Annotated in this window: 6 protein-coding genes; all 6 read left to right on the top strand. The window is 63.6% G+C overall.

What is annotated here, in order from left to right; all coding sequences use genetic code 11:
• On the top strand, positions 1-302 hold a 302-nt coding region (locus ABZ749_RS23290), incomplete at its 5' end, for a DUF2290 domain-containing protein (protein ID WP_357231054.1).
• 1,017 nt (positions 303-1,319) lie between these two features.
• A complete protein-coding gene (locus ABZ749_RS23285; RefSeq protein ID WP_357231051.1) occupies positions 1,320-2,567 on the top strand; it encodes a hypothetical protein in 1,248 nt (415 codons plus the stop codon).
• Positions 2,564-4,024 (top strand): hypothetical protein, encoded by a 1,461-nt coding sequence (locus ABZ749_RS23280; protein ID WP_357231048.1) that lies wholly within the window; start codon positions 2,564-2,566, stop codon positions 4,022-4,024. The genes ABZ749_RS23285 and ABZ749_RS23280 overlap by 4 nt, the downstream gene beginning before the upstream one ends.
• Positions 4,021-5,910, top strand: a complete 1,890-nt coding sequence (locus ABZ749_RS23275; RefSeq protein ID WP_357231045.1) for a DEAD/DEAH box helicase — start codon at positions 4,021-4,023, stop codon at positions 5,908-5,910. The genes ABZ749_RS23280 and ABZ749_RS23275 overlap by 4 nt, the downstream gene beginning before the upstream one ends.
• Before the next feature lie 6 nt (positions 5,911-5,916).
• On the top strand, positions 5,917-6,885 hold the full coding sequence (locus tag ABZ749_RS23270; protein ID WP_357231042.1) for a DUF3883 domain-containing protein: 969 nt from the start codon (positions 5,917-5,919) through the stop codon (positions 6,883-6,885).
• A gap of 114 nt (positions 6,886-6,999) precedes the next feature.
• Positions 7,000-8,210: hypothetical protein (locus tag ABZ749_RS23265; protein ID WP_357231039.1), on the top strand; the 1,211-nt coding region annotated here is incomplete at its 3' end.

The raw sequence follows: 8,210 nt of genomic DNA, 5'->3' as shown, positions 1-8,210 counted from the left end.
GAATGACCCGCACCCGTAAGCCCGTCGGCCGTATCGCGTTCGTCGGGGCTGGCCCCGGTGACCCTGAGGCTGCCGGCCCGAGCCATCCCGCTGCGCACATGACGATCAACGGAATGAATTGTCGTATCGCTTGTGCCGCACCGTTGCATCTGGGTAGATTTGTGGACTTTGTATTTCGTCACTTCTACCCCGAGATCTGGAACGCCCACCTTTCCTACTTCGCGGCTAGTGCCCGTAGGGAAATTGGCGAGAGAACCATAACCGAGGAGGATAAGAACAGCCCTCATCTTCATTGGAATTGAGGGGCAAATCTTCTCGTCGGTGATGGAGCTGGGGCCTTCCCAGGCGATGCATTGGGCGCCGTCTGGGAGGAGGCGAGCGCATCGGCCCGCTAGGTGCCGCCAGGAGCGCAGACTTCCAGTTCTTCGTGCCAGCCGACGGGGCGGATCGCGTACAAGTCCACGGGCAGGCAGAGCGAGCAATTGCTTTACGCGAGAGACCAGTCGGCGTCTCCGTCTTTTACGCTGGCCTCGCTGTAGGTGGTTGAGTTGGGTGAGGGCCACTTGCCGCCGGGGAAGGCTCGGCTGTCCACTGCCTCGCCGTGCAGGTTGACCATGCTGGTTGCCTGGGCGGCGTGGAAGGTTGTGGATGAGGAAGTCGAGGACTTGCCTGCCGGCACGGTCTCTCTGCCAGCCACAGGATCGCGTCGGCGACACCAGACGGGATGTACCAGCGGTCGGCGACGGCGGTAGCTGCTGGTCCGATCTGGTCGAGGCGCACGCTCAGGTCGCTCAAGCCTGCGCGGATGTCGGTCAGCAACCCCTCGAACTGTGCCTTAGTGAAGTCCACGTCATGCGCTCATCAGTAGAGGTTCCGGAGCTTGTGCTCATTGCTTCGGGTCTTCCTCGTCGTAGGTGTCGGCGACCTTCCGTAGGATAATCGCCCACCTCCGTCATCGCCGCTTGACCTTCCTGGCCGCGCTGGCTGACGTGCTGAACGTCTAGCGCCGAACCCGCGGAGAACCGGAAGCGGCTGGCGGCCAACGGGGCGGGGATGCAGATCGACAGCGTGCCCGCCGGACACAGCATGCCTTGCCTAGATGCTTGTGACATGGCAGCAGGACTCGCTGCCATACGTTGTGCCGCCGCAGCCTGCTGCCAACATGCCGTCCGCGAACCCTTCGGCGGGGAGAGACGTAGCCACTCGTCGTGCGGCACAATCGGACCCACGTGCCATCTTGGCGGTCGCCGGCCCCGCCCCAGCGGTAGTGCATGGGTATCGGCCTTTGGGTTTCGTCTCGCGAATTGGAAGGACCTGGGTTGGAGCTGCAGGACGCCGAGGCGTATGTCAGGCGAGTCACCCAGAGGCTGTCCACAAGGGACGCGCTGGCCTGGCTCAGTGAGGATCGCGCGGTGTCGCAGCCGATCGACCTGCCGAACCTCTTGGCGTCGCTGCTAGCGATTGAGGATCAGTCGTCGGTCACCGATGTCCAAGGTTTAGCCGGCCGGGTGATTCGGCAGGTCTGCCGCGCCGAGGTGATTTCGGAGCTGGATCCGAGCCAGGAGCTTCTGGCGCTGGACGAGGTGTTGCGGCCGGCGCAATACAGGGCCGCCCTTGACACGCTGGCCGCCCGGACCGCGACTCGAACCCTGGAGAGCGTGACTCTTGCCGCCGTCATCGCCGCGCAGCACGACGACCGCAATGTCGTAACCGCGCTCTGTGCAGCAGCTGGCTTGTCTTATCGGGATCTGCGCGCCAGGGTCCGCGGCACGTCGGTCCCTACAGACCTACGCGGCAAGTGGAAGAACGACCAGCTAAAAGCTGTGTTTGACGTCATCGACGTGGTCATCACCGGCCGAGTAACGGCGAGCAGTCCAGCCGCGCAGCCGGCCCGACCAGTTGAACACCTGCTTCCTGAGATCGACGACGAGCCTGGGCGACAGTGCGGATGGGCGCTGGTGGAGCAGATGAGGGCTCACGGCGTCCCCTACGAACTTCTGCTAACTCAGCGAGCGGTGGGCAGTGCGTGGGTTGCCCACAGGAGTAGCACCGGCAAGAAGGTCCAGGCTGCTGTAACGACCTCGCTCTGCGAGCTGCTTGACGAGCGCTCAGTTCCGTACGACCGCATCGCGATGGACAGGGCGTCACGTGAGCTGTTGACGCGCGTGGGAGCCAACCCAACCGCTGCCGCAAAGGATGGCCGTAACGAGGGGGGGCAACTCGCCGTGCTGGTGCACTCAGCGACGTTGACGCACGCGGTCGCTGTCTCGGTTGCACGAGACGGCGGCACGGCAAGGAAGAGCGGCGCCAGACTGGGCACGCTTCCGACGCGGCTGGGCATCGCGTGCAGCGTGGTTCTGGTGGGTCCGGGTTGGGCAGAACGCAACACCACGGCTGAGCTTGCCCGCCCGTTCAACGGGCGAATCTATACGGAACGGACAGTCGCTGAGCTGGCGGACGCGCTCAACGCCATGGTTACCAAGGGCGGCGATGTCATACCGACCCAGGAGAATGACGACGCACAACCCGCCGAGCTGTTTGATGATCCATTGGAGGTCCGTTCATGAGCTCGCTGACGCAGAACGCCAGGCGCGAGGTCATTGAGGCGGCCCAGGCTGCAGCCACCGACGAAGACGAGCGTAGACCGTTCGAATGGCGCGGCGAGAACGTGATGCTACCGGTGGTCAGGGTTCCAGTAGGCGATGTCCTACTGAATCACCGCACGCACCGCGTACGCGCCCAAGTCGAGAGCCTCGGGGCCGACGGCAGAATCATCGAAACCAGCCCGCACAGCGACGAGGCGCAGCGGCTGCTGGCCGACTTGATTCGCAAGACCAGCGGGTATGGCGAAGTCAAGGCCATGATTCGCCACGAGAAGCAACGCGAGCCAGGGCTTATTACTCACGAGGGCGTGCTGATCAACGCCAACACCAGAGCGGTCACCTTGCGGGACCTGCATGAAGAGTTCCCGCACGAAAGAGCTTTTGCGTTCATTAAAGTTCAGGTACTGCCGACGAATGCCGACAGCACCGACATCATGCAACTGGAGTTCAACTTCCAGATGCGGCGGAACTACCAGCAGCCATACTCCTTCACGAATCAGTTGCTGTTCATCAAAGATCTGCTGGATTCTGGCCTAAAGCCGGACGAGATCGGCGTGCAGATGAAGCCGCACTACGATCCCACCTCTTCAAAGGACCGCCGCGCAGCCGCAGAGGAAGTAGAGGCCGAAGACCGGCTTCGGCAGATCATCGAAGAACTCATCGCCGCAAGTAGTGGAGCGCTTCGCTGGCCAGACTTCGATGACGACCGGCAGAATCTGATCGAGATCGATGAGTCGTATCGAAGGATGATCCCACGCAAGGGGCCCGACGCAGCGCGCCGTGTCAAGCAGGCAAAGCTCGTCGGCCTCCTCGCAGGCATGGACTACCGCCGGGTGCGGCACATCGATGAGGCATATCTGGACAGTTACGTACTCCAAGCCTTCGAGGAACAGTCGAACTTGCGACGCGCCGCGAAAGCTTTGACTATCGGACAACAGAACACTCCCCACGCAGACCTCGGCGGCCTTTCAATACTTGACGACCTCGATGAGGACCTGCCCGCCGATCAACACGGCGAGGTGACCCTCCAGCCACTATTCGACTTATTGGTCCTACAGGGCAAGGCGGACGACGCCACCGACTGGGACACGGAAGTCGAGGTGCCAACCGACGAGGGCACCACGATTCTACCGAAGAACACGTTCTTCGACGCGGTCAAGAATGCCATGCAAACTGCGGCAGACACCAAGGCGCAGGATGACCAGGGCCAGGATGCCCTGGACGTCCCGCGGCGACAGCTCAACAATGCCGCTTCCGCGTGTGACCGAGTAAGACGGGCCTACAAAGAGCTTGAGGATGACGGCGATCAGCCGGAACCGGCAGCCCTCGAAAAGGCGCTCGAAGCTTACTTGCGCTCACACGACGAACTGCTGCACTACCTCGCAGAACGCGGGTTCGCCGCAGCGGAGAACCGACTGTGATTGACGGCCCAGCCATCTCGCTCGACTTCGACCCGACGGCGAACGTGATCCTTGCTCAGAAGGTCGGCGCCGTCCCGGATGTCTTTTGGGGCCAACTGCGTGTCGAATGGGGCTACGACGGCGACCCAGCACGCTCAGTTCGGGTGCCGCTCGAACGGTTCCGCGACAACATCGGTTGGCTGGGCCCCGCCTGCAACCGCTACAACGTCGATATTGCTTGGGCGCCTGAGGCAATAGCGATCATCACCACCATTAAGCATGAACGCAAGCAACTCGAGCAGGCGCGCCGGCAGCAACCCACACCGGTGAGCACTGAGGACGTGCAGCGCAGACTCGACGACAGCCGCTTCGGGAGGCGACTCAAGGCGTTCCAACTTCGCGACGCGGCCAAGCTACTCAGTGTGGCCCACGGCGCGAACTTCTCCGTACCCGGTGCCGGCAAGACAACCGTGGCATACGCGGTCTATGAGGCCGAGCACCACGCCGAGAAAATCGACCAGCTCCTGGTAGTTGCGCCACTGTCGGCGTTCGACTCGTGGCAGACCGAGGTCGAGGCATGCTTCAAACCTGGCACGGCGCCGCAGGTCCAGGTATTCGGCACGCCGGGCAGCCAAGAGGCCGAAATCCTGCTGGTCAACTATCACCGCCTGGCGGCGAACCTCAACGGGCTGACCAAGTGGGTCCGCAAAGGCCGGACCATGGTGCTGCTCGACGAGGCGCACCGGATGAAGGCCGGCCGTGTCGGCCAGCATGGCAGCGCGTGCCTCGATCTTGCGTTCTCCGCTTCTCGACGGGACATCCTGACGGGTACACCCGCCCCACAGTCGGCGCAGGACTTCGTCGCCCTGTACGAATTTCTGTGGCCCGGGCAGTCCCGACGGATCATTCCGGCTGAGGCACTGACGACCAATCCTCAGCCAGAAGCGCTCCACGCCATCAATCGGGCAATCCAGCCGCTGTTCGTGCGGACCACGAAGAGGGAGTTGGAGCTGCCGCCACCCAGTCTCCGCCGGGTCATAGTTCCACTGACGGGTCTGCAACGCGAGATCTACTCAGGTTTGCGCGATCGCTACGCCGGCATGCTGCGGGTGTCAATGAACGACCGCGTGGAGCTGGCCCGCATGGGCACGATCGTCATGTACCTGCTCGAGGCGGCGAGCAACCCTCAGCTGCTCGCGGTCGGATCCCGCGACCTGCCTGGCGAGTTCGCCCACCCACCGTTGCCCGTCGAGCCAGGAAGCCGTCTGTGGGAAATGATCGTCGGCTACGGCCGCTACGAGACACCCCCCAAGTTCACCCGTCTCCGGGAAATCGTCGCTCAAAACGCCGCTGATCCGGCTGGCCCTCGCAAAACGTTGGTGTGGTCGAACTTTGTCTCGAACCTGGAAGGCCTGAGACGGTGGCTCGCCGAGTATCAGCCCGCCATGATCCATGGCGGGGTTCCGTCCGTCACCAGTGCGCCGACCGCGGCGGTCACCCGGGAGTCGGAGCTGCGGCGCTTCCGGACTGACGACGACTGCAAAGTGCTGCTGGCCAATCCAGCGGCGATGAGCGAGGGCGTCAGCCTGCACCACGACTGCCACGACGCGGTCTACTTCGACAGAACCTTCAACGCCGGCCACTACCTGCAGAGCATCGACCGTATCCATCGGCTCGGCATGGATTCCGGCCAACGCACGACGCTGCTTTTCATGATCACGGACGGCACCGTAGATCAGGTCGTCGATACCCGGATTCGGGACAAGGCCACCAACCTTGCCCGCGCCTTGGACGACAAGGAGCTGGTAAGGATGTCTCTGCCCGACGACGAAGACTACGGGGCGCCAATCGAGACCGATGCGGATATGGCCGCGCTGCTTGCCCATATCGCCGGCCAGGATCAGTGAGTAGCTGTGCTGTCCGAATCCGTACCGGCACATCCCAGTCACCGTCACCTTCAGGCGGCGTTCTACGTCGCCCGGCTACTGACACCGGATGGCGAGCCCCGGCATGTGCTGGACCGGAGCTACCGGAGTCTCGCGACGGGGGCGTTACACGATCACCGCAGCCTGACCGAGGGTGAACGCCTGCTTACCCATGCGGGCTTGGTCGCGACTCAGCGACATCTCGTCGTCCCATCCGACGACCTGTTGGCCATGTCCCGGCTGCCGGTGGACACATTCGTCGAGGCGCTGCTGTTCAAAATTCTGACCGACCAGCGCGAAGTGTGGCTGGCGCAGATGGCGACAACCGACGAGGTCCGCTGGGAGCTCGTGCCCCACGAAGTCGCTACCGCGCTTGCCTCTACCTTCGAAGACGAGCGCGAACGCGACGCGATGCTACTTGCTGCGGCCCGGAAGGTTGATCTTCAGGTGTTGCAGGAGTTCGGGGATGAAGGCGAGCAGGCGGTACTCGATGCATGCCGGACCCATCTGCGCAGCGCGGGAATGCAGCACATGCTCCCCGACGTGGCCCAGGTCAGCCTGATCGACGACACCTTGGGCTACGACATTGCCAGCCCTGATGCCACGGGCCAGCGTCACCGGCTCGAGGTTAAGGCCACCTCAGCGCCACCAGGCTGGGTCGAATTCTTCATCAGTCGAAACGAGGCCACTGTCGCTGAACGCGACCCTCGCTGGTCGCTGGTAGTTACCCGCCGTGAACCGGATCCCACGAGCGGCGAACCAGTCATGCAGGTCGCCGGATGGCTCACGCACAGCGATTTCGCCGCCGCGCTGCCGGCGGACCCGCCACTCGGCGGCGGCCAACTACGAGGCCGCTGGGCGTCCTGTCGGATCACGCTCGGCGCTCACTGCCTCCGTCCCGGCCTCCCGCTCCGTAAACCGGACGTACCAGGCTCGACCGAAAGCCTGCAAGGGTGATTCCCAACCAGGCGAACCACGTCGTAACATGATCAGTTGTTCAGCTATGCGTCACGCACCCACAGGTACGTGACACGAACGCCCCACGGTTAAGTGAGCGAACCTAGGACAACGATGACCGCGATGACGGCCCCAACGACCGACCCGCCACCGTCGTCCCCGTCGTCCCCGTCGTCCCTGCGGAATGAACCGCTTCGCAGCCCTCTCGGCGGGCTCGACTACCTCAAGGTCAGCGCGGAAGCGCGAGCCGAAAGCCGCAACCGGGAAATTCACCTTCCGCCGATCAGCACCTACCGTTGGTGGGCTCGGCGTACTAGCGCCGTCAATGGAGCGGTCATCGACGCGTTCAACGCGATGATGCCTGGTCGACTGCTCGTAGCTGACATGTTCGCCGGCGGTGGCGTGATCCCGCTAGCAGCCGTCGCACGAGGTCACCAGGTGTACGCCCAGGACCTCAACCCCTGGCCAGCCGCTGGGCTCACCGCAATGCTCGGCCTGCCCGCGCCCGACAAACTCCGGGAGGCGGCATCGACGATCGAGCAGTGGATCCACACTGAGGTCGAAGCCGCCTACGGCACCACACTCACCGACGGCACCCGGGGCGTCGTCTCCCACACAATCCGAGTAGCAACTGGCGAGTGCACCGACTGTGGAGAACGCACGCGCATGTTCCCTCATGCGCTCGTGTCGCTACGTGCTCGTAAGGAGAGCGGAAACCCCCAAGCGTGGTTGGCATGCCGACGAGGCCATCTGTTCTCGGCCATGTCCGACAAACGTCGACGATGCCCAACCTGCCGCGTCCTCGTCGAGCCAACGGCCACCTACACCCCGATGCGAATGATCACCTGCGAATGTGGCAGGACGGACCGCCTTGCCGATCGGGCCGAGTCCTGGCAGTGGGAGATCGTGCTCGTCGACCGTTCCAGCCGTACGGCCCGTGAGGTCGACATCCCGACCTCCGCTGAACGCGAGACGGCCGACTCAAGCGCCTGGCAGCCGGCAGCCGACTTAGGGCCAATTCCACCCGGCCAAGAGACAAGCGTGCTCACCCGCCACGGCTTCCAACGTTGGCAGGACCTTTACCCGCACCGGCAGCGGCACATGCTCGAACGGATACTCGACCTCGCCAGTCGCTGCTCGCAAGATCCCTCTGTCGTGCGTGCGGCAGAATTGGCCGTCGTCGGCAGCGCCGAGATGGCTGGACATTTATCTCGATGGGACCGGTTCTATCTCAAAAGCTTCGAATCGATGGCAGGCCATCGCTTCAACCTCACCACCGTTTCGGTCGAGCCCAATGTCTGGGGCGGCGTCGGCCGCGGGCGGGG

The organism is Micromonospora sp. NPDC047753 (assembly GCF_040642735.1).
Lineage (GTDB): Bacteria > Actinomycetota > Actinomycetes > Mycobacteriales > Micromonosporaceae > Micromonospora.
Note: the sequence above shows the minus strand (reverse complement) of the source record. Positions and strands in the feature narration are given on the sequence as shown.

Coding starts and splice junctions, on each gene's coding strand:
- ABZ749_RS23280 (WP_357231048.1), top strand. CDS start 2,564: ATGAGCTCGCTGACGCAGAACGCCAGGCGCGAGGTCATTGAGGCGGCC.